Source organism: Sedimentitalea nanhaiensis DSM 24252 (genome assembly GCF_000473225.1).
GTDB classification, from domain to species: Bacteria; Pseudomonadota; Alphaproteobacteria; order Rhodobacterales; family Rhodobacteraceae; genus Sedimentitalea; species Sedimentitalea nanhaiensis.
Genome location: NZ_KI421509.1, coordinates 1,494,000 through 1,517,945 on the forward strand (window position 1 = coordinate 1,494,000; position 23,946 = coordinate 1,517,945).

A 23,946-nucleotide genomic window follows, 5' to 3' on the forward strand; every position below is an offset into this window, starting at 1 on the left:
TGTATGCCGCCCGGACCTCATCCGTCATCACAGTACGGCTCCCGGCACCCGATAATTGCGCCCCAACGTCACCCCCAATACCCGGTGGACAGACGTTCCAAACCGCACCGGGCGATATCTGGCTTCACGTCTCATCGTACAGGGTGAGGTGGCGATTGCGGGTACAACGCGTTCCCGATGCCCCGCGCATACACCTGAACACGCCCCGCCCTAGTCCCACCCCTGTGTCGGCAGGGCACGGTTGATTTCCCGGCGTACAAGTTTGCGCACGTTGCGGGTAATCCGTTCGCCCAGTTCACCGCGCAATTCTTCGCGAACCACGTCGGCGATCATCTCGCGCAGAGCGTCCTGATCCAGTGATGCAGCGCCCACGCCCTCCGGATCCAGATCGCCCAATATGTCGGGAAACGGATCGCCCGTCTGAGCATCCGCCGCGTCTGTGACTGCCTCATGTACGGGTTCGGGGTCATCGGCAAAGGGGTTGGCATCCCGCTCTTCCGGGACGGTTTGTACGGCTGTATTCGGCGCCCGATCCCGGCTGTTGGCGATGTCCGTTTCCAAAGCCCCCGGCTTCACATTCAGACCGGGGGTTGGCCGTTCGACATCGCCCTCAAGGTCAGGGGGTAACCCGGTGCCTGCAGATGGTTCGGGCGTTGCACCCGCACAGGCCACCGCCTCATCATCAGCCGTGGAACGTTCTGGGTCGCCGGCTCCGCCCAGTGGCTGCTCTTCGGTATCGTTCAGCCAGTTCAGAATGTCTGCCGGCACCGAATCCGGCGTGGTTTGCGCATTCGCCTGCCGGGCCAGTTGCGCGGCTTTCATCAGGAAAGATTCCGGATCTCGCCATGGCGGCGCGCTACTTCCGGCCTCATCTCGTTGGGTCCTGTCACCGGAGGGTTGTTCGCGACTTGCGCGCGCGTCATCCGAGCCGCCGTCCAGCTGTGCGAAAACTTCGGAAAAATCCAAATTTTCGCCGTCCGCGCCACAGCCCACAACCGCCTCATCGCCGCTGAGCTGTACCGGGCGGTCCGCAAAGCTGTCATTCGGCTCGGCCACCGACCTGTCAGCCTCGCGGTGCTGTACATCAGTTACATCGCAGTCGTCAGTCTGGATGTCCGGATTGCTGCCATCGGAAACCTCTCTGACCCGCAAGGACGGTGTCAGGACCAGCCGGTCGCGAACATCGGACCAGCCGCGATCCGGCAATCCGGAAACCGGCCCTTTTTCATCGACCACCAGACGTCGTATCGAAGACAGAACGTCCTCAATCTCGATATTTGTAACCGGATCTGACATGTGCCACCTGTTCTCTCACCTGGGGATCAACCTTAGTCCCGGTCAGAGATTCCCACAACAGATGGGCAAAATTGTCACCGTTTTCCGAGCGCCTCAAGCACCCGGTCCAGATCCCGCGACTGTTTCGAGCGTGTCGCCGGCGCATCCTTGGCCAGATTGTAATAGATCGTCGGGTCGTAAATCTGCACGGCCAGCCCCATCCGTTCGGCGGTCAACAACCCTTGTGCGGCCAGCAACTGATACGAGGCAATCGCCTCTTCCGCGCGGGCGGAAATCTGCGCTGTCAACGCGTCGAGCAATTCCTGCTCGGCGGTTAGAACGTCCAGCGTTGTGCGCGCACCCAGCGTCGCCTCTTCGCGGATGCCGTCAAAGGCCACCCGTGCAGCCCGAACCCGTTCCGCCGTCGCCGCAAGGCTTGCGCGGGCCACTTCGAGGCGCACAAAAGCGTTGTTCACAGCTTGCATCGTATCACGCTGTACCGTCAGCAGATTGCCCCGTGCCGCGTCACGATCGGCCATCGCCGAGCGGATCGAAGACTGCAATGCGCCGCCACGATAGATCGGCTGCCGCAAGTTCAGCGAAACTGCCGAATCATATCCATCGTTGTCGCGATTGTAGTCTTCAATCAGGCCTGCAGAAAATGCACCGTCGACAGTCGGGCCAAGCGATTTGGTCGCCTGCTGGATCTGGATCTCGCGCGCTGCGACCTGACGCTGTGCCGACAAGATATTGGGATGAATGCGCACTGCGACAGCAGTGGCGGCATCGATCGAGGCCGCTCTTTGCGGGAGATTGCGCGGCGGCACGAGATTGCCAGGCTTGCGCCCGACCACGTTCTCGTACTCGGCCCGGGCACTCACCAGCGCACCGCGTGCGGCGGCCAGGTTGCTGCGCGCGGCGGCCAGACGGGATTCGGCCAGCGCCACGTCGGTCCGGGTGACTTCGCCAACTTCGAACCGGTCTTGCGACGCCTTCAGTTCCTCGCCCAGAACCCGAACGTTGTTTTCTCTCAAAGACACGTTTTCAGTTTGCAGGATCACGTCCATGAATGCCGCGACTGCCCGCAGGAGAACCTGCTGCTCGAACGACACCAGAGATTGGCGCGTGGCCAGAACAATTTCCTTGGCTGCCAGAATGCCCAGCTGACGCGCCCCGCCATCATACAGGATTATTGTCGCTTCAAGCCCTGCCGTAATGCGAGAGGAAACCAGCTCGTTCAGGACACCGCTGGGTTTCAAGCGGTCGTTGGAAGCCACCGCCCGCGCCACAAAATCGACAACCGGTCTCAAGGTGGACACCGCCGCAGCGACATCCTCGTCCGCCGCTCGCAGGACCGCCCGGTTTTGCTCCAGCAATCCGCTGGTGTTGTATGCACCGATCATCGCGTCGGCCAGGTTCTCGGCCCGCGCAGCCTGCGACGTGCCCAGACCCAAGGCCACGACGACAGTCCAAGCTGCCGCAGTCCTTGCGCCCGCTTTCCAGTAACTACTCATGTCTGCCTCCTGACCTTTGGATCTTTCCCGGGTTTTCCCGATGTTTGCCCAAAAGCGTTTCTGCCGACCCTGCCCGGCTACAGGGCAAAGGCCGCTTGTTTCTCGAACCCCGGCAAAACCGGAGCACCTGCGTTGAATTCAAATCTCCACGACACCGTCGACCCTGATTTGTAGCCAACTTTGACCACGCCCAACGCGCCCTGCATGAACAGGCAAACCATGCGCCCGCCATCTTTCAGCTGATCCTCAATGGCCTGCGGCAACACGCCGACCCCACCCTGGATCAGGATCACGTCATAGGGTCCGTGCTCGCTTGCGCCGGCCGCAAGCTCGCCCGTTTGCACGATCACATTGTCCGCTCCGGCGTCGGCCAGCATCGCCTGCGCCTCGTTTGCCATCGTCTCGTCCTCTTCGACGGCAACAACGGCCTGTGCGATACGTGCGACAACCGCAGATGAATATCCATAGGTACAGCCGATATCCAATACCAGCTCGTCGTTGGATATATCCACCGCATCCAGCATCTTTGCCAGGGTACGCGGCTCAAGCAGCACGCGCCCCCCATCCAGTTCGATATTCTCGCCGCTATAGGCGGCCTCTCGCAATGCATCGGGCAAAAAGGCTTCACGCTCGACCTCAAGCATGGCTTTGATGATCGGAAATTTGGTGACATCCGAAGGCCGGATCTGTGTGTCGACCATCATCCGGCGGCGTTCGGCGAAATCTGTCATTGCTAAACTCTTCTGTTCAGTCCGTTGCGCTGTTTTTGACACATTGCGGGGGTTCCGGCAACGGCAACCGACGCGAAAACCCGAGTTGTGGCACAGGCAACGCAACGCCAAGGCTGCGTGCTTAGGAAATGGCGAATACAGTCAAAACCGCCACCGATGCCACAATATATAGGCTCCCACGGTACGACGTTGTGTTGGATCCCGATGACATTACGCCCGTTTCACCTATGCCCTGGTCACCTGACAGCGATTATGTCGCGCTCACCGCGCCACCGACAACAAGCCGGGCAGGTCCAGATGTTGCGTCAGATGATCCGCCAGCGCGTCAAGCGTCGCCTCGACCGCGTCACCATAGGATTGCGGCCCCGCCGCCACGCCCAGATCGTTCAGAAACGCCGCACGAAATCCGTCGTCGCGGAACATTCCGTGCAGATAGCTGCCCATGATCCGGCCATCCGCGCTGATCGCGCCTTCGTCCGTGCCGTTGATGCGGGCAAAGGGGCGGTCGCAGTCCGCTCCTTCGGTGCGCCCGATATGGATCTCGTAACCGTCAATCATCTGGCCGCTGCTCACATGCTCTGCCTGCACCCGGGTCAACCGCTTTTCCGGTTCCATGCGCGTGCGCACGTCCAGCAGGCCGAGCCCCGGCGTTTCCCCCGCGACTCCTTCGACGCCCAGCGGGTCGGTCACCACCTGCCCCAACATCTGATAGCCACCGCAAATGCCCAACACCCGCCCCCCGCGCCGCACATGCGCCAGCAGATCGATATCCCAGCCCTGCGCGCGCAGAAACGCCAGATCGCCACGGGTGGATTTGCTGCCCGGAACAATCACCAGATCGGCGTCGCCCGGAATCGGCTGGCCCGCGCGCAGCATGGTCACCGACAGGCCCGGCTCCAGCGCCAGCGGATCCAGATCATCGAAGTTGGCGATGCGCGACAGGCACAGGCACACGACCTTTCGCCCCCGATCCCGCCCGCCTGCGGCAATGTCCAGCGCGTCCTCGGCAGGCAGCTTCCAGGCGTCGCCGAACCACGGCAAAACACCAAACCCGCGCCAGCCGGTGTGCTGCTCTATCAGCGCATAACCGTCGTCAAACAAACGCGGATCGCCGCGAAACTTGTTGATCAGAAAACCCGCGACCATGGCGGCGTCGCCCGGCGGCAACACCGCCTGTGTCCCGACCATCTGCGCAATCACCCCGCCCCGGTCGATGTCGCCTGACAGCACCACCGGCACATCGGCCGCCACGGCAAAGCCCATATTCGCGATGTCGCCCGCGCGCAGGTTGATCTCGGCCGGGCTGCCCGCGCCTTCGACGATAACCAGATCATACGCCGATCTGAGCCGGTTGAAACTGTTCAGAACCGGAGCCATCAACGAGGGCTTCAACGCCGCATAGTCCCGTGCCGCCACCGTTGCCCGGTGCCGCCCCTGCACCACCACATGCGACCCGACATCGGTCTCCGGTTTCAGCAGAACCGGGTTCATATCGGTCATCGGCTCAAGCCCACAGGCCAGCGCCTGCAGCGCCTGCGCACGCCCGATCTCGCCGCCATCGGCTGTCACGGCGGCATTGTTGGACATATTCTGAGGTTTGAACGGTGCCACCGACAGGCCTTGGCGACGCGCCGCCCGCGCCAGCCCCGCCACCAGCATCGACTTGCCAACATTGCTGCCGGTGCCCTGGATCATCAGCGCGGGCATGAGCGATCAGAACTCGACGCCGGCCTGGGCCTTGATGCCATCACGGAACGGATGCTTGACCAAGGTCATCTCGGTCACCAGATCGGCGGCCTCAATCAGTTCGTCCTTGGCGTTGCGCCCGGTCAGCACCACGTGGGTCATCTCGGGCTTTTCGGTCCGCAGGAAATCGACCACCTCGTTGATATCCAGATAATCGTAACGCAGTGCGATATTGATTTCATCCAGCAACACAAACCGAATTTGAGAATCGCGGATCAGATCCTTGGCCTTGGCCCACCCGGCCTGCGCGGCAGCGATGTCGCGTTCACGATCCTGGGTTTCCCAGGTGAACCCCTCACCTGAAATCACGAATTTGCATTCATCCGCAAAGCGGTCGCGCAGAAAATCCGCTTCGCCGGTCTTCCAGTTGCCCTTGATGAACTGCACGACAGCACAGGGCATGCCATGGGCGATGCACCGCATCACCATGCCGAACCCGGACGACGATTTGCCCTTGCCCGGCCCTGTATGCACGATGATCAGACCCTTTTCATCGGTCTTGGTCGCCATCATCTTGTCGCGCGCGGCCTTGATCTTTTGCTTCTTTTCCTTGTGGCGGGCGTTCTGGTCTTCCATCGGGCTTTCCTTGGTCTGAGAGGGCGAGTGTGGTCGGATCTTCCCTACACCATGAGCCAAGGAAACGCGATGCATTGCGCGCAGGGCTCCGGTCGGTTTCCATTTGCCCTTTTGGCCGTGAAACCATAGTTTTTGCCCGATCCGGCCCGATCGCCGGTGCCCCGCGGAACAGGAGTTTTGACGTGCTGCCGAATCTGATGAAAACCGTTGAGATGCGCGAACCCGGACGCCCAGAGGTTCTGCAGACCGGTCAGCGCAACCTGCCCGACGTACGGGACGGAGAAGTCCTGATCCGCGTCTCCGCCGCCGGGGTAAACGGTCCGGATCTGGTCCAGCGGCGCGGCCACTATCCGCCGCCCAAGGGTGCATCCGATCTGTTGGGGCTGGAAGTCTCCGGCGAAATCGTCGCCAAGGGCGATGCGGTCGGCGGCTGGTCAGTCGGCGATCATCTCTGCGCGCTGACCAATGGCGGCGGCTATGCCGAATATGTGGCGGTCGACGCGTCCCATTGCCTGCCCATTCCCGACAGCGTGTCCGAAACCGACGCAGCGGGCCTGTGCGAAACCTATTTCACCGTCTGGAGCAACCTGTTCTTTGACCAGACCGTCACTGCGGGTGATCTATTGCTGGTTCATGGCGGCGCGGGAGGCATCGGGTCGACCGCGATCCAACTGGGCAAGGCATTGGGGCTGCGGGTGTTTACCACCTGCGCCAATGCCGACGATTGCGCCTATGTCGCTGGGCTTGGGGCTGAGCGGGCAATCAATTTTCATGACGAAGATTTTGTCGATGTGGTGCGCGGCGCGGGCGGTGCCAACCTGATCCTGGACATCATCGGCGGCGATTACGTGGCGCGAAACATCAAGGCTGCAAGCCCGGACGCACGCATCGTTCAGCTGGCTTTCAACGCCGGTTCCAAGGTCGAGATCAACCTGATGCCGATCATGCTGAAGCGGCTGGTCTATACCGGATCGACCCTGCGCTCACGCCCCGAAAACTTCAAGAGCGAGGTCGCCGCAGATCTGCGCGCCAGGGTCTGGCCGCTGTTCGCCGATGGCCAGCTTGCGGCGCAGACCCATCACGTCTTTCCGTTTGAACAGGCCGCTCAGGCTCATGAAATGATGGAAAAAGCGACCCACCGCGGCAAGATTCTTTTGTCGCCAAGGAGTTAGAAGCCACAAGACGCGCGTGTGATGCAAAGGCACAACGCCGCCTTGATTGATTTCCTGCCACCGTTGAAATGATCGTGCGCCCTTTCTATGGTTCAACGATCCACAGATCTTGTTTCTGTCCGATGTCCCCAAGGAATCGTGAACATGAGACGTCGATGCATTTCAGCGACTATTGTCGCAGGCATTCAATTTTCCACACCGGCCTTTGCGGGCGATGGGTGGTACGGCTTTTACGCTGGAGGCCCAGCGACCGAACCGAACGCGCATCTGAGTTTTCAAAAGATTTCAACCATTGAAAACCCCGTCCCGGTCGTGCTGCACGCAGGCTATAACCACAGTATCGGCAGAGCATTCGTGCTGGGTGGCGAAATCAATCTGGACAGCCCCAAAATTTCCGACTTGAACTTGGGCAAGGAATTGACAACCAAACGGGTCAAGGCCCGGCTTGGCTATGACTTGGGTCCAATGCTGATCTACGGCATCTTGGGATATGCCGAAATCAGCGCCGATGACGGGCAGGAAGACGGGTACACATATGACCTGGGCGTCAAATACAAACTGAACGACAGCCTCCACTTGAGTGCGGGCCTTGGACAGGATTTTCGGGACTTTCAGAGCGTCAGCACCGGTTTGAGCGCGCTGAACTTCCGCGTTTCCTATCAATTCTGAGCAGCGACACTCAGGTGCCGCCGATGCCCCTAGCCCGGCCCCCAACGCCCAACTGTATACTTCTGTTCGGCGTCAACTTCCAACGCCTCAGCCGCCGCCGGATCCTGTGACACGTCCAACCGGCCATCACGACCGGCAAGCCGCTGACAGACCTCCCCCAATGACAGCCGCTCCAGAACGCCCTGTTGCGCATAGGTGCATCTGCCGTTCCGGCTCTGGGCCAGAACCTGCACCGTGTCGCGGTCGGCAATGGTCACGTTTGACACTTTGGTCAGACATTCCGCCAGAATATCCGGCCCCGGAGGATCGCCCGGCAAAAGCACCTCGTCCGGGCTGCGCGCGTCGATGTTGACATTGCGATACCGCGCCATGCTGCGCATGCAATCGGGGTCCAGGATGGTGATGCTGTCGTTCCATCCGAACGCCGCTGTTCTGGGGCGCTCGCCCAGCGGCACGCGATTGTCCAGAAACTCGAAATGGATCTTCTGATTGGTCTTCTTCACCCAATTGAAGAACAGCTGCGGCATACCGATATTGGCCTCGACATTGAAATGCAGCATGTCATCCAACGCCTTGTAGCGCCCGGTTTTCAGCCCTCGCTCCCAGGCGCGCTCCACAGTATCCTGAGGCGGGGTGATCATGAAAAACAGATAGACCGTGTCGGCAAAGCGGCTGAGCAGCGTGCCGCCGGGTTTCTGGAACGGGGCGGGCATGAAGCTGTCGAACCGGAACCGGTCGATCAGCACATGCGGCATCTCCGACTTTTCCGCCTTGGCCTCCATATAGCGGTCGATCTTCTTGTCGATGATTTCCAGTTCCTGCGCGGTCAGGGCGGCAGCGTATTTGAAGTCTGCGCCCAAGCTGCCGTAATCCAACAGGAATTTGCGGCAGTAATCCGGGCTGATCTTGGCGAAATCCTCCCACGGCACCCCCAGCCGGTCGGCCAGACCCCGTTGCAGCGGACGCAGCGTGCTCTTGCCCGCACCGGGGCCACCCTTGACGCTCATGAACAGCGGCGCGGACTGGAACGGCAGCGTGCGATAGCCCTCGGCCTGTACCGCCTCGCGGATCATCGGCTGAATCATCTGCCCGATGCGGTGCCCACCATAACTGTTGCTGACCCAGTTCGCAGCCCATCGGATCACCAGATCGCGCTCGGCAAACAGCCGCCCGCGCTGCCCGACGATACCGCCGACAATGGCCAGCAACCCCTTGAGACAGGCGATTTCGAACGCATCCCCCGGCTTGTCGACCTCGGCCTGCCATTGCAACAGCGCCTGTACCTCGACGGGCTCGGTTTCGGCGGGTTGCGATCTTGTCTTGGCCAGCCGCGCCAGCAACCCCTTGCCCTCATCACGCCCGGCCATGCCACGGCCATCGACATCCTGCGCGAGCCGTGCGTGCAGCTTTTGTTCGATCCGATCGCGCAGCCGGGCAAATTCCTGCTCAAGCATTGGCATCTTGGGCTGGATATACCGGTCCAGAATGGTGGCGGTCATGGACCGCAAGTGTTCACCCAACTCGGGATACTCCGGACCGTCCGGCAGGCTGATATCCGCCATCAGCCGCACCAGCAACTCGTGACACACAAGCCGGCTGGCGGTGAACGCCACCATCTCCATCGGTTTGCGCCCGCAGAACGACGCGGCTTCTTTCGCCTCGGCGTAGGACACTGACGAATTCTCGGCCCGGTAGAGCGTGACCAATGGAAACAGGTCAGCCGGGATTTCCGAGCTCAGACCGGGGTTCCACGCATTAAAGTCCTGGACAGTGTCAGACATGGGGCTTCCCTTTCGATCGGGGTGGGCGCGCGCGATCCGCGCCTCCACCGGTATATATCAAATCCGACCCGGCGGCCATCAGGCCTGGGTCGTACCGGCCCTCCGCATCTTGCCGGCGATCAGCTTGAACAGCGGCAACAGGATCAGGATAATCGCGATGATGGTGATCGGCCCGGCAATCGGGCGTGTGAAAAAGATCGTCGCATCCCCCGAGGATAACAACAGCGACTGGCGCAGGGTCGGCTCGGCGATCGGGCCCAGAACGATGGCCAGAACCGCCGGTGCGAGCGGATAATCCAGCTTGCGCAAGAAGAAGGCGCCAAACCCAAATCCCAACATCAGCCAGACGTCATGCATGTCCTGCGTCGCGGCATAGCCGCCTACAACCGACAGAACGAAGATCAGCGGGGCGAGCACGGTAAACGGCATCCGCAGCATCCAGATGAACAGTGGGATAAAGGCCAGATTCACGATCAATGCAAAGATGTTGCTGATATAGAACGACCCGATCAGGCCCCAGACGAATTCCGGCTGATCGGTAAACAGGCGCGGACCCGGTGTCAGTCCCCAGATCACCATGCCACCCAACAGGATGGCGGTGGTCGGCGACCCCGGAATGCCCAGCGTCAGCATCGGCAGCATCGCCCCGGTCGAGGCCGAGTTGTTGGCGGCTTCGGGGGCCGCCACGCCGCCGGGATGACCCTTGCCGAATTCTTTGGGATTCTTGGCCATCAGCTTAGCCACACCGTAAGACATCAGCGAGCCCGGCGTTGCCCCCGCCGCTGGCAGAATACCGACGAAAAAGCCCAGGAACGACCCGATTGCGGTGCCTTTCCAACCGCGGCGCATGCCCTCTTTGGAATCCGTGATGATGCCCTTGAGCGACATCCTGGCCTCGGTCGTGGTTATTTCGCCACGCGTGCTTTCGATGGTCCAGATCATCTCGCCAATGCCGTACACCCCGATTGCAAGGACGAGAAAATTGATGCCGTGCAGAAAGCCGGTGATGTCAAAGAACACCAGTCGCGGCGCGCCCGAAATTTCGTCAAAGCCGACGGCGGCGAACACCAGCCCCAGACAAATCGACAGGATCGTCTTGGGGATGTCATCGCCCCCCAAACCGACAAACGTGGCAAAGGCCAACAGCATCAGCGCAAAGATCTCGGGCGGCCCGAAAGCCAACGCGACCGTCGCCAGCAGCGGCGCAAAAATGGTGAACAACACGTTGGACACGGTACCGCCGATGAACGAGGCGATGGCCGCCGTCACCAGAGCCAGACTGGCCCGGCCCGACAGCGCCAGTGGACGGCCGTCGAATGTGGTCGCCACGGCGGTCGACGCGCCGGGAATGCCCAGCGTGATGGAACTGATCGCACCTCCATACATGGCGCCGTAATAGATCGCCGCAAGAAAGATGATCGCCGAGCCCGGCGGCACCAGAAAGGTGATCGGCAGCAGGATCGCCACACCGTTGACCGAACCGAGCCCCGGCATCGCACCAATGAAAAGGCCCAGCGTCACCCCGATCAGGATCAGTATGATGTTGATCGGCATCAGCGAAACCAGAACGCCGTCGGTCAGTAGACCCAGAATTTCCATCGCGGTTTCCTCCCCTGTCGCGCACGCAAGAGCCGGGCGGGATCAGTAGATGATTGTGTTGAGAAAGTTGTAAAACGGCTCGGTGAACTTCATGCCCTTGGGCAGTGTGATCCGCATCAGCGCCTCAAAGAAGATAAAGAACACCACGGGAATCGAGATCGACAGGATTGCGGTCAGTGTCCAACTGTGCCGTCCCAGAAACCGCAGATAATAGATCAGAAACACCACCATCGCACCATACATCGAGATGATGTTGATCAGCGCGATGAACCCCAGCAGCCCCCCCCCGACCAGAACCAGCGTCCGCTTACCATAGCCGTCCAGCAACACGTCGGTGGATTGCGACGGCGGTGACGTTCGCCGGAACCAGTTGAAAGCAATCAGTCCGGTGCAGATCAGCATGATTCCGGAGAGCCAGAAGGGCCAGAAGCCGCCCCCGGGGCCTTCGTCGGGAATGTAGCCGACATTCAGTTCGGTACTTTTCCACATCAGATAGATGGACAAGAGGGCCAGAACGCCGGCCGTGACGATTTCTGCAAGGCGCATCTGGCCCTCCTTCAAAGCACTATTGGTATCGTTTCAGGTCGGGTGGGCTTATTCGCCCATCGCCGCCAACAGTTCCTTGTGACGCTCGACCTGGGTGTTCCAATAGGCCTTCTGCTCGTCCGGTCCCATCCACAGCGGCGACAGGCTTTCCGAGGTCATGTAATCCTGCCATTCTTGGGTGTCGTAGATGGTCTTGAACAACTCCTGATAATAGGCCGCCGCTTCATCGGACATGCCCGGCGCGCCAACCACAGCCCGCTGGTTGTAATAGCTGAAATCCTTACCCAGTTCCTTGACGGTCGGAACGTCCGGGAACGCCGCCAACCTCTCGTCCGAGAACGCCACCAATGGCACCACGTCACCGGACGCATAGAAACCCTTGGCTTCGGCCGGATTGTTGACGCTGGCCATGATCTGTTGCCCAGCCAGATCCTTGGCTACAGCGCCGCCCCCCTTGTAAGGGATATACTTGATATCCAGATCGTAATTCTGCTCAAGGAAGGTGATGACCAGGCTGTCTTCCTGCCCCTTGCCGGTGCCCCCCATGATGTAACCGCCCTCTTTCACCTTGGCGAGCCAGTCTTCGAAGGTGGTGATGCCGCTGTCCTTGTGGACCCACAGCACGAACGGATCCACGCCCATCATCGCCACCGGCGTAAAGGTCTGGATGTCGATGCCCAGGTTCTCCTGGCGCAGCGGGGTGGTGAAGAAAGAGTTCAGCGTCACCAGAATGGTGTGATCCGGATCGCTGGTCCCTTTCAGCGCGATCAGAGCCTCGGCCCCGGATCCGCCACCTTTGTTGTTGGGCACCAGAGGGCGCGAGGTCAGGTCCTTCTTCTCGGCAACCGACTGCAAAAAACGGGCGATCTGGTCCGCACCGCCACCGGCACCGGCCATGATGACAAAATCCACCGGCTTGGTCGGCTCAAAGGCCGCCGCCGGAGCCGCAAAAGCCCCTGCCAGCGCAGCTGCGCCAGCCATCTGTACAAACATTCGTTTCGTAAGAGTCATGGTATCCTCCCAGGATATCTCGCGTTTGACGCGATAATGTCGCGCCGCACTGTCCACCGTTTTCATCGACGGATCGTTTATTGATTCCTCCCTTGCGGCTGGCTCATCCGGTGCACCGGTCAATGTACCAGAATGACGGGCATCTTCGCCTTGTCGACGATATGCTGGGTATTGCCGCCAAAAATCGTTTCCTTTTCATGGCTGTCACCATAGGCGCCCATGATCAGCGTATCGGCACCAACGTCGAGGCTTGAGGACAGCAGTGTCTTGCCCACATTGCCCGACCCGGTGAAACGGTGGATCCGCGCCGTCACGCCATGTGCCGCGAGATAGCCCTGAAGATCTTCCGCCGTGGCTGATTTGGGCTCGCCGCCCGAGGACAGGATCGTGACCCGGTCGGCCGAATGTAGAATCGGCAGCGTCATCGTGACCGCGCGCGAACTCTCCAGCGACCCGTTCCAGGCGATGCTCACATGCGCGCCCAGGCTGTTTGGAGGCGCGATCTTGTTTGGCACCATCATCACCGGCCGCCCGGTGCGAAACAGCGCCGCCTTCAGCGTATTCGCCCCCAGGTTTCGATCCACATCCGGCTGCGCGACCGCGATCACATCGGCCAACCGGCCGTGACGACGGATCACATCGACCTGCTTTCCGGTCTCCTCGACCCAGGATGCGGTTGCCTTGTCGCTACCGTTCGGAACATCGCTCAGCACCAGGTTCAGCTCGCTCGCCAGCGCCTTGAGTTCGTCCTTCAGGCTTGCTTCTTCCAGATTCGCGAGTTCTTCGGCCTGTTTGACCATCTGCTTGCGGAACATCGCCGGGATCGGAACCCCAAATGGCAACAGATCCTCCGGTCGCGCCCGGCAATGGGTGATCACTAGGTGGCTGTTGTTGCGATGGGCCATCGCGGCGGCATGGGCCAGGACATTGTCGCCCTTGCCATCGCCTCGCACCGGTACCAGAATTTTGCGGATCATCGGAACGCTCCCTAAAACAGGCCTTCGATCTGGCCGTCGGAGTTGAGGCGGATGTTTTCGGCGCTGGGGGTTCTGGGCAGGCCGGGCATGGTCATGATCTCGCCGCAGACCACCACCACAAACCCCGCCCCCGCGCTCAGGCGCACTTCGCGCACCGGCACCGAATGCCCGGTGGGTGCCCCGCGCCGGTTCGGGTCGGTGGTAAAGCTGTATTGCGTTTTGGCCATGCACACCGGCAGGTGGCCATAGCCCGCCGCCTCCCAGTCGCGCAGCTGGGTGCGGATCTTGGCATCCGCCAGCACCTCATCGGCGCGGTAGATCCGCTTGGCGATGGTTTCGATCTTGTCGAAAAGTCCCATCTCGTCCGGGTAGATCGGCGAGAAATTCGCCTGACCGGCATCGACGATCTCGACCACCTTGCGGGCCAGATCCTCGGCCCCTTCGCCGCCCAGTTCCCAGTGCCGGCTCAGCACCGCCTGCGAGCCGTGGCTGGTCACGTAATCCTTCACCGCCGCCACCTCGGCATCGGTGTCGGTGACAAAATGGTTGATCGCCACCACCACCGGTACGCCAAAGGACTTAACATTTTCGATATGCCGTCCCAGATTGGCGCAGCCGGCGCGCACCGCCGCGACATTTTCCGCCCCCAGATCCGCCTTGGCCACGCCGCCGTTCATCTTCATCGCCCGCACCGTCGCCACCACGACCACCGCCGACGGCGCGATCCCGGCCTTGCGGCACTTGATGTTCATGAACTTCTCGGCTCCCAGATCGGCGCCGAAACCCGCCTCGGTGACCACATAATCGGAAATCTTCAGCGCCGTCTTGGTCGCGATCACCGAGTTGCAGCCATGGGCGATATTGGCGAAGGGGCCGCCATGCACAAACGCCGGGTTGTTCTCCAGCGTCTGCACCAGATTGGGCTGCATCGCGTCCTTGAGCAGCACCGTCATCGCCCCGTCGGCCTTGATGTCACGCGCATAGACCGGCGTCTTGTCGCGCCGATACGCCACGATGATGTCCCCCAGCCGCTTTTCCAGATCCCCAAGGTCGTTGGCCAGGCACAGGATCGCCATCACCTCGGACGCCACGGTGATGTCGAACCCCGCCTCGCGCGGAAAGCCGTTGGACACCCCGCCCAGAGACGCCGTGATCTGGCGCAGCGCCCGGTCGTTCATGTCCACCACCCGGCGCCACACCACCCGGCGGGTGTCGATGCCCAGCTCGTTGCCCCAGTAGATGTGGTTGTCGATCATCGCGCTCAGCAGGCTGTGCGCGCTGGTGATGGCGTGAAAATCGCCGGTGAAATGCAGGTTCATGTCCTCCATCGGCACAACCTGCGCCTGACCGCCACCCGCGGCCCCGCCCTTCATGCCGAAGTTCGGACCCAGGGACGCCTCGCGGATGCAGATCATCGCCTTCTTGCCGATCCGGTTCAGACCGTCCCCCAGACCAACCGTCGTCGTCGTCTTGCCCTCGCCCGCAGGCGTCGGGTTGATCGCCGTCACCAGGATCAGCTTGCCGCTCGCATTCCCCTGAACGCTGTCGATAAAACCCTGGCTCACCTTCGCCTTGTCATGCCCGTACGGCAAAAGATCGTCACTCCCGATCCCCACCTTGCCACCAATCTCCACGATCGGTAACTTAACCGCGCCTCGCGCTATCTCTATGTCGCTCTTAAAGGGCATTGCTCTCTCACTCTCCCAGTGTGTCACCGGCGGTCAACCCGGCCTGTGCGGCCCATTCGGCGGCGGGCATCTTGCCGCCTCCGGCCGGTTTCACGCGTTTGATCTGGATGCGCCCACCGATGCACTGCATCGTCACGCCCGCCTCTGAAACCTCGATGACTCGGCTGGAAACCCCGTCACCGGGCACGCGGGCACTGTCATAGATGCCCAGTTCCGCGCCCTCATGCGTGGTCCAGGCGCCGGGTGCCGGATTGGTGCCGCGGATCAGGTCATAGACCTGCTTGACCGGCTTGTTCCAATCGATCCTGGCATGTTTGCGGGTGCAGCGTCGTTCGTAGGTCGCCCGCGCTTCATCCTGCGCCATATGGGGCGGATTGCCCGAGCGGTACAGATCGCAGACCTGCAACACCGACTCGATGGCCGCCGGATAGATCTTTTTGAAATAGAGGTCGATCACCGTGTCATCGGGGCCGATCTCGCACTTCCAGTTCAATAGCACATCGCCCTCGTCCAGCCCATCGCTGGGATAGAACCACGAAAATCCGGACATCGTATCGCCCATGATAATCGGCCAGTTCACCGCCGACGGCCCGCGATACAGCGGCAGCAGCGACGGGTGGAAACAGATCGAGCCATGTGTCGGTGTCTCGCGCGCCGCCTCAGGCACGAAGACATTGACAAAGGCCATCACCATCAGATCCGCCTTGAACCCGGCCAGTTCGTCAATGGTGACCTGTTCCTTGAAATGCGCAGGCTGCAGCACCGGCAATCCCTGTTCCAGCGCGTATTCCTTGATCGGGTCGACCGGCTTGCCGTCACGGTCGGGCTCGCAATAGACCGCCACGACCTCGTCCACGCCTGCCTCGATGATCTTGGCCAGCGCATCCTTGCCGAACGCCTGTTGTCCCATGACGATAATCCGCATCGCCCCGCCCCCTTATTCCGCCGCCTGGCGCTTGATGTCGCCCACAGCGCCCGAGCCGATCACCCGGTCCAGATCCTCGCCGGCATAGCCCAGAACCTGAGACAGGATTTCTTCGGTGTGTTCGCCCAGCAATGGCGAACGTTCGACCACCACATCGCTGTCCGACAGCTTGATCGGACAGCCGACGCTGATGTATTCGCCGCGTTCCGGATGATCGACCCGAACCAGCGTTCCGGTGGCATAAAGCCCCTCGTCTTCGGAAATCTCTTTCATCGACAGAATCGGACCGACCGGAATGTCATGCGGGTTGCAGATGTCCATCACCTCGAACTTGGTCTTGGTCATGGTCCACTGTTCGATGCGCTCGAAAATCTCGTTCAGTTTGTCCAGACGCTCGGGCGGCTTGGCATAGCCTTCCTTGGTCTTCCACTCGGGCTCGCCGATGACATCGCAGACCTTTTCCCAGATCGCGGCCTGAATGATGAAATAGGTATAGGCGTTGGGATCCTGCTCCCAGCCCTTGCATTTCAGGATGCGCCCCGGCTGCCCGCCGCCGCTGTCATTGCCCGCGCGCGGCGTTGCCTCTCCAAAGGGCACGCCTTCGCCAAACTGGCTGTATTCGGTCAACGGCCCGGCAGCCAGACGCTGCTGGTCGCGCAGCTTGACCCGCGCCAGGTTGAGAACGGAATCCTGCATCGCGGCCGACACCTTTTGCCCGCGCCCGGTTTTCTCGCGCTGAAACAAAGCGGTCACGATGCCCAGACACAGATGCAGCCCGGTGCCGGAATCGCCGATCTGCGCGCCGGTAACCAGGGGCGGACCATCGCGGAACCCCGTGGTCGAGGCCGACCCGCCGGCACATTGCGCGACGTTCTCATAGACCTTGCAATCCTGATACTTGCCCGGCCCGAACCCCTTGATGGACGCCATGATGATACGCGGGTTGATCTTCTGGATATTCTCCCAGGAGAACCCCATCCGGTCCAGCGCACCGGGCGCAAAATTTTCCACCAGCACATCGCATTCCTGAATCAGCCGGGTCAGGATCTCCTTGCCGGTCTCGTTCTTCGAGTTCAATTCGATCGAACGCTTGTTGTGATTCAGCATCGTGAAATACAGGCTGTCAGCCCCCGGCACATCGACCAGCTGCTTGCGGGTGGCATCCCCGACGCCGGGGCGTTCGACCTTGATCACATCTGCGCCGAACCAGGCCAGCAGCTGTGTACAGGTGGGTCCCGACTGAACGTGGGTGAAATCGAGAACCTTGATACCTTCAAGTGCTTTCATGGCTGTCTTCCTGTTCCGAAAATTTACTTGCGTGCCTGGGGATAGCGCGCCTGCGCCACCACCGACTGCGGATTGAGATTGCCGATATTGCCGCTTTCCTTGCCCGCTGCCGGATCGATGGCGGCGTTGACCAGGGTTGGCTTGCCGCTGGCCAGCGCCGCGTTCACCGCCTGGCGCAACGCGTCCGGGGTCTTGACCCAGACACCGACGCCGCCAAAGGCTTCCATCATCATGTCATAGCGGGAATCCGGCACAAACGACGTGGTCGCCGGATCATCTCCGCCACCCCAGTTCTCGCCGTCGCCGCGATAGATACCGTTGTTATTGAACACCACCACGCAAATCGGCAGTTTATAGCGGCAGATGGTTTCGACCTCCATGCCGCAGAACCCGAAGGCGCTGTCGCCCTCGACCGCCAGCACCCGCTTGCCGGTCTCGATCGAGGCCGCGATGGCCGCGCCCATGCCAATTCCCATGACACCCCATGTGCCCACGTCGATCCGGTGGCGCGGCTTGTGCACGTTGATGATCGAGCGGGCCAGATCCAGCGTATTCGCCCCTTCGTTCACCAGAATGGTGTCGGGCTGTTCGTTGATGACCTGTTTCAGCACACCCAGTGCGGAATGGTAATCCATCGGATTGCTGTTATTCTGCAACCGCGAAGCCATCTTCTCCATGTTGACCGTAGCCTTGGAATGGACCTGATCCAGCCAGGCCTCGGGCGGTGCGATGCCTTCGTTTTCCATCGCATCGATCAATGCCCGTGCGCAGGACCCCACATCGCCCACCAAAGGGGCCGCGATTTCGACGTTGCTGTCCATTTCCTCGGCGTCGATATCGATCTGAATGAATTTCTTGCCGCCCGGCTCGCCCCACTGTTTGCCCTTGCCGTGGCTCAGCAGCCAGTTGATCCGCGCGCCCAACATGATCACCACATCGCTGTCCTTCAGCGCCAGCGACCGCGCAGCGGCGGCGCATTGCGGATGGGTATCCGGCAACAGCCCTTTGGCCATCGACATCGGCAGGAACGGATAGCCCGACTTCTCCACCAACTCGCGCACCACATCGTCGGACTGGTCGTACGCCGCGCCCTTGCCGATCACGATCAGCGGGCGCCTGGCCTCTTTCATCACGCTGATTGCGCGGGCAATGGCGCCTGGCGCCGGTGTCTGACGCGGAGCCGGATCGATGACCTTGACCAGCGACTGCGCGCCTTTGGCCGCATCCATCGTCTGGCCCAGCATCGCGCCCGGAATGTCCAGATAGACCCCGCCGGGCCGCCCGCTGACAGCGCTGCGGATCGCCCGCGCGACGGCGATGCCGATATCCTCGGCATAGGTCAGGCGATACGCCGCCTTGCAGAACGGCCGGGCCATGGCCAACTGGTCCATCTCTTCATAATCGCCCTGTGCCAAATCGACGATCTCGCGCTCGGACGAGCCCGAGATCAGGATCATCGGCCAGCAATTCGTCGTCGCGTTCGCCAGCGCGGTCAAACCGTTCATGAACCCCGGCGCCGAAACCGTCATGCACACGCCCGGCTTCTTGGTCAGAAAACCCGCGACCGACGCCGCATATCCGGCGTGCTGTTCATGCCGAAACGAAATTACCCGCATCCCCTGCGCCTGCGCGTACCGCCCCAGATCGGTGATCGGAATACCCGGCACGTTGTAGATCGTGTTGATATCGTTCAACTTCAGCGCATCGATCAGCAGATGAAACCCATCGGTCAATTCCAGCGGCGCATCTTCACCCGTTACCTGCGCAACAGCGGATTGTGTCATGTTCGGTCTCCGATAAAGTCCATAATTTCTAACCGGCTTCCGTCTTGGCCGAGCCGAGATTTTCCAACCGGGTCCAGGTCTTGTGGATGTGATCATGCAGCCGCATGGTGTGCTCGCGCACCCGCCGCGACGCCAGATCTCCGTCGCGGATCTCCAGCGCCTCGATGATTTCCATGTGATCGGCCACCGAGCGCCGCGCCCGGTCGCTTTCGCCCATCGCCCGGCGGCGGATCGCCTGCATATGCATGAACAACCCATCCGCCGTCGTCTTCAGCAAGGCACAGCCCGACAGCTCCAGAATGGTCTGATGAAACCGGATGTTGGCATCCGAGTATTCCTCCAGCTCGGCCCGCACAGCGTCGCTGCTGTGCTTCATCGCAAACAACCGCAGCGCCTTGAGGTCTGCGTCGCTGGCATGTTCCGTCGCCATCCGCGCCGCCATGCTTTCCAACGCCGCCCAGGTCACCACCATCTCCAGAATTTCCGTGCGTGACTTGCGGATCACGAACACACCCTTGCGCGGAAGGATCTCGACCAGCCCGTCTTGCGCCAGTCGCGCCAACGCCTCGCGGATCGGGGTGCGCGATATGCCCAGACGCTCGGCCAGATGGCGTTCATCCAGCCGCAGGTTGGTTTCAGGCTGATAGATATTCATGCCCAGAATCGCATCGCGCAGAACCTCGAACGTGTGATCCTTCAACGTGAAGTTCACCGAAATCGGATTCAATTTGTCGCCGATCGACACGAAATACATCCCTCCCAAGATGTCCGGATCGCTTTTCCTTTCGGTCAGATTCGATCCTTGTATCTGGTATACCATACACCGGCACGGCCATCCGTCAACGGTGTAGTCTTGTGGCTGATTGAGCTGCAAAACTTGACATCACACCCGCTGGTATACCAAATACCAATATCCACAAGCAACGGAATCGCACGATGCTGATCAGGGCACGGGAATCGGCGGTCATCGTCATCGACATGCAGGAACGGCTGGTTCCGGCCATGCAGGCCCCTGCCCGCACCATCGCAAATACCCGCCTTCCGTTGCACGCCTCTGCACGTACCGATGTGCCGGCGATCCTGACCGAACAATACCCTCAAGGCCTGGGCCACACCGTGCCCGAAATCCGCAAGGCCGCAGGCAATGCGCCAATTTTACCCAAGATGTACTTTTCCTGCATGGAAGACGACGATTTTGCTCGCGCCTTCCGCGCTCTTGACCGCAAACGAGCTGTCATCACGGGAATGGAGGCCCATATCTGCGTGGTGCAGACCGCCGAAAGCATGGTCGAAGCCGGGCATGACGTCTTTGTCGTTTCGGACGCCACCGCATCGCGCAGCCTGGACAGCGAACGCCCCTGCCTGGCGCGGCTCAGCGCGTCGGGCGTCAGCATCGTGACCACGGAAATGGTCGTTTTCGAATGGCTGGGACGGGCGGGCACCCCAGCCTTTGAAGGCGCCCAATTTCTGATCGACCAGGCCAAGCGCCGTCGCAAGAACCCCGTGCTCGGCTTTATTACCGGGCGTACCGCCGGGGCGTACTATGGGCCATGCCGACGCGGTGATCTCGGGCGGCAAGAGCGGCGCCGAAGACAAGATCGGGCCTGTGAATATCGCCGGTATCCGGGTCTAGCCTTCCCCCGCCGAGCTGGACGAAACGCTGGTCGACCTGTTGGGCCGACCCGGTCAGGCGGGCGCCTGTTGAGCGGGCCTGCCCCCGGCACCTCCAAAAGTCGCGATTGCGGGCGCAATAATATTGCGCTTTCTGACGCGATGTTTTCTACATCCCGCCAACACTCCCGCCAGCCGGGCCATATCAATACACCAAAGCTGCGGCGCATCAGCGACCAGCAAGCGACAAAACAAGGAAACACGTGGCATGCCCTACAAGATTCTGATTCTCGGTGCCTCCTACGGCTCTCTTCTCGGGACCAAATTTGCCGCTGCGGGCCATGACGTCACGCTGGTTTGCCGCGACCAGACCGCCGCGCTGATTAACGCCAAGGGCACCGAAGTCCGAATCAAGCTGCGCGACGAAGATGACCACCGCAGCTTCTTTTCCGCCGATCTTGCCGGCAATGTCGATGCCACGACGCCCGAGGCCGCAATCCCGCAGGATTACGACTTGGTCTGTCTGGCCATGCAGGAACCGCAGTATTCCCACCCGACGCTCAGCGACCTGCTGACGCGCGCAGCAAAGTCGCGCGTGCCCTGCATGTCGATCATGAACATGCCGCCCCTGCCCTATCTGAAACGCATTCCCGATCTGGACTGTTCGGAACTGGGCGCGGCCTATCTGGACCCCGCCATCTGGAAGCCGTTTGACCCCGCCTGCATGACGCTGTGCTCGCCCGACCCCCAGGCCTTCCGGCCCCCGGAAGAAGAGGCAAACGTGTTGCACGTGGGCCTGCCGACCAACTTCAAAGTCACCAAATTCCACAACGAACGGCACGACGCCATGCTGGCCGAACTGGAACAGGGCATTCTAGACTACCGCATCGACGGCAAGGATGTCCCGGTCAAGCTGCGGGTGTACGACTCGCTGTTCGTGCCCTTTGCCAAATGGGCGATGCTGGCCACCGGCAACTATCGCTGCATCACGGCGGACGGCCCGCGCGCGATCCAGCAGGCGGTGCATGACGATCTGAACCTGTCGCGCGAAATCTATGGCTTTGTCACCGATCTGGTGGTGCGTCTGGGCGCGGATCCGGCGGACATGGTGCCCTTTGAGAAATACGCCAAGGCCGCCGAGAACCTGCTGAAACCCTCATCCGCCGCTCGCGCGGTCTATGCCGGGGCACCAAACATCGAGCGGGTGGACAAGCTGATGATGCTGGCGGGCCGCGCCGTGGACATGCGCCACCCCGAAATCGACGCCACTGTCGCCCTGGTGGACGCCCACCTGGCCAGGAACCGCACCGGGTGACACGTGGCCCTGCTTGGGTGAACCGGCATTCGGCGATCGGTATACTCAAGGAACGTCTGACCTGCGGCAACGGTCTGGGCGTCCCCGAGAGCCGCTCGCTCGGGCTGTGAACGCGGCGCGGGCGTGGCAGGCGTTGCCGATTTCGCCGGATTTGGCACCGCAGGGGGGCAAAACAGGGATTTTGGATGCCGCTCCAGCTCTGGCCACCCAAGGCCAATCTCGCACCCGGTGCTGACCCCGCCCTGCTGGGCAACCCATGCTTTTATCTCCGGCCATTCCGGTCAGCCCGGTTCAGGCAAGCGAGGGAACGTTCGGAACCGGTATTTTCGAACGGGTCGCCGCCCTACCCGTCCGCGAAGGGGTCGGCCCGTCCACATCGATTATGGGGCGCAAATTGTGCGTCCTGACGTGCCGGATCCCGGGCAGGTGGTGCGCGACCGTGTCGAGCCGGGATTTCCTGCGCATAAGCTGCGTGCCGCGGCGCCACGCAGGACCACGATTTGACGAGCGCGCATTTCGTGGCCGGATCGATCGCGCGATGCGACGCGGCGACCTTTCCCTTTTCGTATGATCCGCTATCGTGCATGGCATGAAGGACGAGAACAACTTTGATGCCCACAAGCCCGCGCAGATCGCCGTTCTGGTAGAAGCCGTCGGCGTGACCAAGGCGCGGCTTCCGATTTCGCAAATGTTTGTGCTGGCGATCCTTGCCGGAGCGTTCATCGGCTTTGGAGCCGCCGCCTACACCGCCGCGATGACCGGAGTTGACACCAGCTTTGGGCCGTCGAGGGTGCTTGGTGGTGTGGTGTTTTCACTTGGGCTTGTTCTGGTCGTCATCGGCGGCGCGGAATTATTCACCGGCAACGCGCTTATGGTGATGGCGGTAGTCGATCGAAAGATCACGATGAGTCTGTTGTTGCGCAGTTGGCTGATCGTGTATGCGGGAAATCTTGTCGGCGCGGCCGGGCTTGCAACCGCGTTCGGTCTGAGCGGCCTGCTGGATGGTCAGATGAGCGCTGCAGCGGTGGCAATCCCCGAGGCCAAGATCGCGCTGCGACCACTCGAAGCCTTCATGCGCGGAGCCTTGTGCAATGCGCTGGTGTGCCTCGCGATCTGGCTTTCGTTCGCCGCGCGGACTGCGGCGGGGAAAATTCTGGCGATTATCTGGCCTGTCGGTGCGTTCGTGTTGCTTGGGCTCGAGCACTCCGTCGCGAACATGTACTTCTTTCCCCAGGGCTGGTTCGCCGGGTCAGCGGTAACGCCGGGGGCCGCCTTGGCAAACCTGATCTGGGTCACGCTCGGGAATGTCGTCGGAGGAGCGGGCGGCGTCGCGCTGTCCTATCGCTTCGCCTATCACGGCCCTTCCCAAAGCTGAACAGACGGCGGCGATTAATGTCGTTCCCGATCCACAAAAGCGTCCACAGACCGCCTTGCCCGGATTTGAAGGACCCACAGTATCTCATGGGTGTACAACGCATAGGTCCGCATCAGGAAGGCAACGCTGCACCGCTACGTATGGCTCTGCAACCGGCAGCTTTCTCAATCAGCCTTGGGCAACAAGACATCCTTGCAGGCCATGAAGGACCGACACAAACTCAAGCTAGAGCGGTAACGTCGGGGCTGCGTGCACTGCCAATAGAGTGATAGCGGACACTGTGAGGCACGTTATGGCGGGTCTGCGACGCGGCTTTGAGCTGCATAGGCAGAGAATTATTCAGCAGCGCCAACGCCCTAATCAT

At 61.2% G+C, this 23,946-nt stretch carries 20 protein-coding genes; 5 read left to right on the forward strand and 15 right to left on the reverse strand.

Annotated features, from left to right (window positions below):
* Positions 1–210 precede the first annotated feature (210 nt).
* The 5 genes from NANH_RS28920 to cobO form a co-directional block, all read right to left on the reverse strand.
* Positions 211–1,296, reverse strand: coding sequence for a hypothetical protein (locus NANH_RS28920; protein WP_027261743.1), 1,086 nt, complete (start codon positions 1,294–1,296; stop codon positions 211–213).
* A 74-nt stretch (positions 1,297–1,370) separates the two neighbouring features.
* Positions 1,371–2,789, reverse strand: a complete 1,419-nt coding sequence (locus NANH_RS0109035; RefSeq protein ID WP_027261744.1) for a TolC family outer membrane protein — start codon at positions 2,787–2,789, stop codon at positions 1,371–1,373.
* A 77-nt stretch (positions 2,790–2,866) separates the two neighbouring features.
* Positions 2,867–3,520 (reverse strand): protein-L-isoaspartate O-methyltransferase family protein, encoded by a 654-nt coding sequence (locus NANH_RS0109040; protein ID WP_027261745.1) that lies wholly within the window; start codon positions 3,518–3,520, stop codon positions 2,867–2,869.
* 261 nt (positions 3,521–3,781) lie between these two features.
* Positions 3,782–5,227 carry a cobyric acid synthase gene (locus NANH_RS0109045; RefSeq protein WP_027261746.1) on the reverse strand — a complete coding sequence of 482 codons (1,446 nt, stop codon included), beginning with the start codon at positions 5,225–5,227 and terminating at the stop codon, positions 3,782–3,784.
* A 6-nt stretch (positions 5,228–5,233) separates the two neighbouring features.
* Positions 5,234–5,842 (reverse strand): cob(I)yrinic acid a,c-diamide adenosyltransferase, encoded by a 609-nt coding sequence (gene cobO / locus NANH_RS0109050; protein ID WP_027261747.1) that lies wholly within the window; start codon positions 5,840–5,842, stop codon positions 5,234–5,236.
* A 197-nt stretch (positions 5,843–6,039) separates the two neighbouring features.
* Here cobO and NANH_RS0109055 point away from each other — a divergent pair, with 197 nt between their 5' ends.
* Positions 6,040–7,014 carry an NAD(P)H-quinone oxidoreductase gene (locus NANH_RS0109055; protein WP_036050649.1) on the forward strand — a complete coding sequence of 325 codons (975 nt, stop codon included), beginning with the start codon at positions 6,040–6,042 and terminating at the stop codon, positions 7,012–7,014.
* Between the two features lie 144 nt (positions 7,015–7,158).
* Positions 7,159–7,683, forward strand: coding sequence for an outer membrane protein (locus NANH_RS27385; protein WP_051372318.1), 525 nt, complete (start codon positions 7,159–7,161; stop codon positions 7,681–7,683).
* A gap of 29 nt (positions 7,684–7,712) precedes the next feature.
* Here NANH_RS27385 and NANH_RS25845 read toward each other — a convergent pair whose 3' ends face one another.
* From NANH_RS25845 to NANH_RS0109110, 10 genes are all read right to left on the reverse strand, one after another.
* Positions 7,713–9,464 (reverse strand): hypothetical protein, encoded by a 1,752-nt coding sequence (locus NANH_RS25845; protein ID WP_036050654.1) that lies wholly within the window; start codon positions 9,462–9,464, stop codon positions 7,713–7,715.
* 78 nt (positions 9,465–9,542) lie between these two features.
* On the reverse strand, positions 9,543–11,063 hold the full coding sequence (locus tag NANH_RS0109070) for a tripartite tricarboxylate transporter permease (RefSeq protein ID WP_027261749.1): 1,521 nt from the start codon (positions 11,061–11,063) through the stop codon (positions 9,543–9,545).
* 42 nt (positions 11,064–11,105) lie between these two features.
* Positions 11,106–11,609: a tripartite tricarboxylate transporter TctB family protein gene (locus NANH_RS0109075; protein WP_027261750.1), complete on the reverse strand. Its 504-nt coding sequence runs from the start codon at positions 11,607–11,609 to the stop codon at positions 11,106–11,108.
* 48 nt (positions 11,610–11,657) lie between these two features.
* The gene (locus NANH_RS0109080; RefSeq protein WP_027261751.1) at positions 11,658–12,620 is read right to left on the reverse strand and encodes a Bug family tripartite tricarboxylate transporter substrate binding protein; all 963 of its coding nucleotides are present in this window, start codon (positions 12,618–12,620) and stop codon (positions 11,658–11,660) included.
* Positions 12,621–12,739: 119 nt separating this feature from the next.
* Positions 12,740–13,597, reverse strand: a complete 858-nt coding sequence (locus NANH_RS0109085; protein WP_027261752.1) for a universal stress protein — start codon at positions 13,595–13,597, stop codon at positions 12,740–12,742.
* An 11-nt stretch (positions 13,598–13,608) separates the two neighbouring features.
* Positions 13,609–15,285 (reverse strand): formate--tetrahydrofolate ligase, encoded by a 1,677-nt coding sequence (locus NANH_RS0109090; protein ID WP_027261753.1) that lies wholly within the window; start codon positions 15,283–15,285, stop codon positions 13,609–13,611.
* A gap of 7 nt (positions 15,286–15,292) precedes the next feature.
* Positions 15,293–16,210: a methionyl-tRNA formyltransferase gene (locus NANH_RS0109095; protein WP_027261754.1), complete on the reverse strand. Its 918-nt coding sequence runs from the start codon at positions 16,208–16,210 to the stop codon at positions 15,293–15,295.
* 12 nt (positions 16,211–16,222) lie between these two features.
* On the reverse strand, positions 16,223–17,497 hold the full coding sequence (gene frc / locus NANH_RS0109100) for a formyl-CoA transferase (RefSeq protein ID WP_027261755.1): 1,275 nt from the start codon (positions 17,495–17,497) through the stop codon (positions 16,223–16,225).
* A gap of 23 nt (positions 17,498–17,520) precedes the next feature.
* Entirely contained in the window at positions 17,521–19,281 is a 1,761-nt protein-coding gene (gene oxc, locus NANH_RS0109105) for an oxalyl-CoA decarboxylase (RefSeq protein WP_027261756.1), read from the reverse strand.
* Positions 19,282–19,309: 28 nt separating this feature from the next.
* A complete protein-coding gene (locus NANH_RS0109110; RefSeq protein WP_027261757.1) occupies positions 19,310–20,026 on the reverse strand; it encodes a GntR family transcriptional regulator in 717 nt (238 codons plus the stop codon).
* 191 nt (positions 20,027–20,217) lie between these two features.
* On the opposite strand from NANH_RS0109110, the gene NANH_RS25850 reads away from it, so the two are divergent.
* The 3 genes from NANH_RS25850 (at position 20,218) to NANH_RS0109125 (ending at position 23,582) form a co-directional block, all read left to right on the forward strand.
* Positions 20,218–21,237, forward strand: coding sequence for a hydrolase (locus NANH_RS25850; RefSeq protein ID WP_074920668.1), 1,020 nt, complete (start codon positions 20,218–20,220; stop codon positions 21,235–21,237).
* Positions 21,161–22,207, forward strand: coding sequence for a ketopantoate reductase family protein (locus NANH_RS0109120; RefSeq protein ID WP_027261758.1), 1,047 nt, complete (start codon positions 21,161–21,163; stop codon positions 22,205–22,207). The genes NANH_RS25850 and NANH_RS0109120 overlap by 77 nt, the downstream gene beginning before the upstream one ends.
* Positions 22,208–22,796: 589 nt before the next feature.
* Positions 22,797–23,582, forward strand: a complete 786-nt coding sequence (locus NANH_RS0109125; RefSeq protein WP_027261759.1) for a formate/nitrite transporter family protein — start codon at positions 22,797–22,799, stop codon at positions 23,580–23,582.
* Positions 23,583–23,946: the final 364 nt, after the last annotated feature.

Bases quoted from the DNA above. Each gene is read 5' to 3' on its own strand.
- oxc (WP_027261756.1), bottom strand. From the start codon at position 19,281: ATGACACAATCCGCTGTTGCGCAGGTAACGGGTGAAGATGCGCCGCTG.
- NANH_RS25850 (WP_074920668.1), top strand. From the start codon at position 20,218: ATGCTGATCAGGGCACGGGAATCGGCGGTCATCGTCATCGACATGCAG.
- NANH_RS0109055 (WP_036050649.1), top strand. From the start codon at position 6,040: ATGAAAACCGTTGAGATGCGCGAACCCGGACGCCCAGAGGTTCTGCAG.
- NANH_RS27385 (WP_051372318.1), top strand. From the start codon at position 7,159: ATGAGACGTCGATGCATTTCAGCGACTATTGTCGCAGGCATTCAATTT.
- NANH_RS0109070 (WP_027261749.1), bottom strand. From the start codon at position 11,063: ATGGAAATTCTGGGTCTACTGACCGACGGCGTTCTGGTTTCGCTGATG.
- NANH_RS0109045 (WP_027261746.1), bottom strand. From the start codon at position 5,227: ATGCCCGCGCTGATGATCCAGGGCACCGGCAGCAATGTTGGCAAGTCG.
- NANH_RS0109080 (WP_027261751.1), bottom strand. From the start codon at position 12,620: ATGACTCTTACGAAACGAATGTTTGTACAGATGGCTGGCGCAGCTGCG.
- frc (WP_027261755.1), bottom strand. From the start codon at position 17,497: ATGAAAGCACTTGAAGGTATCAAGGTTCTCGATTTCACCCACGTTCAG.
- NANH_RS0109125 (WP_027261759.1), top strand. From the start codon at position 22,797: ATGAAGGACGAGAACAACTTTGATGCCCACAAGCCCGCGCAGATCGCC.
- NANH_RS28920 (WP_027261743.1), bottom strand. From the start codon at position 1,296: ATGTCAGATCCGGTTACAAATATCGAGATTGAGGACGTTCTGTCTTCG.
- NANH_RS0109090 (WP_027261753.1), bottom strand. From the start codon at position 15,285: ATGCCCTTTAAGAGCGACATAGAGATAGCGCGAGGCGCGGTTAAGTTA.
- NANH_RS0109095 (WP_027261754.1), bottom strand. From the start codon at position 16,210: ATGCGGATTATCGTCATGGGACAACAGGCGTTCGGCAAGGATGCGCTG.
- cobO (WP_027261747.1), bottom strand. From the start codon at position 5,842: ATGGAAGACCAGAACGCCCGCCACAAGGAAAAGAAGCAAAAGATCAAG.
- NANH_RS0109085 (WP_027261752.1), bottom strand. From the start codon at position 13,597: ATGATCCGCAAAATTCTGGTACCGGTGCGAGGCGATGGCAAGGGCGAC.
- NANH_RS0109035 (WP_027261744.1), bottom strand. From the start codon at position 2,789: ATGAGTAGTTACTGGAAAGCGGGCGCAAGGACTGCGGCAGCTTGGACT.
- NANH_RS0109075 (WP_027261750.1), bottom strand. From the start codon at position 11,609: ATGCGCCTTGCAGAAATCGTCACGGCCGGCGTTCTGGCCCTCTTGTCC.
- NANH_RS0109120 (WP_027261758.1), top strand. From the start codon at position 21,161: ATGCCCTACAAGATTCTGATTCTCGGTGCCTCCTACGGCTCTCTTCTC.
- NANH_RS0109040 (WP_027261745.1), bottom strand. From the start codon at position 3,520: ATGACAGATTTCGCCGAACGCCGCCGGATGATGGTCGACACACAGATC.
- NANH_RS25845 (WP_036050654.1), bottom strand. From the start codon at position 9,464: ATGTCTGACACTGTCCAGGACTTTAATGCGTGGAACCCCGGTCTGAGC.